A 588-nucleotide genomic window follows, 5' to 3' on the forward strand; every position below is an offset into this window, starting at 1 on the left:
TCCCAGTCGAGGGTGTAGACGATGCCCGGCGCGCCATCGACATCCCAGCCGTGGCGGCAATTGTTTTCGAAGAGTTTTTGCGCATCAGTCGCCAGCCAGCCCGGCGTAAGCATGCCGGCCTGTACCCGCGCGGCTTCAAGATGCAGGAGCAAGCGCGCCCACTCGAAACCGTGGCCCGGCGTGGTGCCGTAAGGACGAAAACCGTCAGCCGGATTGTCGTGGTTGTATTCGCGCAGCGGTTGCCAATCGCGATCGAAGTGTTCGATGACCATGTAGTCGTTGGCTGCAGCGTGACCATGGATCACTCGTTCGACGATGCGCTGGGCGCGTACCAGCCAGCGCGGATCTTCGGTGACATCGGCCAGCGCGAGGAATGCTTCGGTCGCGTGCATGTTGCTGTTGGCGCCGCGATAGGCTTCTTCTTCGCTCCAGTCGCGATTGAAGAATTCGCGCATGGCGCCCTCTTCTTCGCTCCAGAAATAAGTGTCGATGATGTCGATCGCGTCATCGAGCAAAGCCTGGGCACCGGGCCGTTGTGCGACCACGGCGGAGCTGGCGGCGAGGGCGACAAAGGCATGCAGATAGGCG

1 protein-coding gene is annotated in these 588 nt (G+C 61.7%); it reads right to left on the reverse strand.

Going from position 1 to position 588, the window contains the following annotated elements; genetic code table 11:
* On the reverse strand, positions 1–588 hold a 588-nt coding region (locus J5M71_RS26645), incomplete at both ends, for an AGE family epimerase/isomerase (protein ID WP_207838473.1).

This window comes from Pseudomonas sp. 43(2021) (assembly GCF_017490805.1).
GTDB lineage: Bacteria > Pseudomonadota > Gammaproteobacteria > Pseudomonadales > Pseudomonadaceae > Aquipseudomonas.